Origin of the sequence: [Flexibacter] sp. ATCC 35208, assembly GCF_001975825.1 — a bacterium.
Classification (GTDB): Bacteria; Bacteroidota; Bacteroidia; order Chitinophagales; family Chitinophagaceae; genus Chitinophaga.
This window is the reverse complement of sequence record NZ_MTKN01000262.1, coordinates 1-536: the sequence shown is the minus strand read 5'-3', so window position 1 is coordinate 536 and position 536 is coordinate 1. Positions and strand designations below refer to the sequence as shown.

1 pseudogene is annotated in these 536 nt (G+C 34.0%); it reads right to left on the bottom strand.

Going from position 1 to position 536, the window contains the following annotated elements:
- A pseudogene (locus BW716_RS35420) lies at positions 1 to 536 on the bottom strand (hypothetical protein); the annotation flags it as partial.

The window sequence follows — 536 nt, the reverse complement described above, 5'->3', positions numbered from 1 at the left end:
TCTCGCTCCCGGATCTTTTACCATTCCGAAGTAACTGTATCTTAAATAAATGGCCAGTTTTTTGATATTGGAAGTTGTCATTAAATTTGCTTTGAATTTCGGGATCGCTTCTTCTAAATAAATACGGCTTAATTCCGAGAAAAATGAATATATATAAGGATCTCCACCTGCATCAATAATAGATTGAGGTACATTTAATTTCCCAACTCTTTTTGTTGTATTGTAGCTTAAAGCAAAATCATTTCGAATTGTAAAATCCTGAATTACATCATATTTTTGAGAAATTACGACATCAATACCTTTCGTTTCAGAATTGATTCCGTTGGTCCAGAACGAAGCCCTTTCCACTCCTTTTAAATCAAATGCTTGTTGAAATAATGTCAATGCATCTCTTTGTTTGTCAGATGTTGCACCTGTTATCTGAGCATCAGTTGGTCTTGCATATTGTCCAGTTAATACCACTCTGTCATCGATTCTTGTAAAGTAAGCATCTGTTGTAATGGTAATATTTGCTTCTGGAATCTTGAATGTAAATC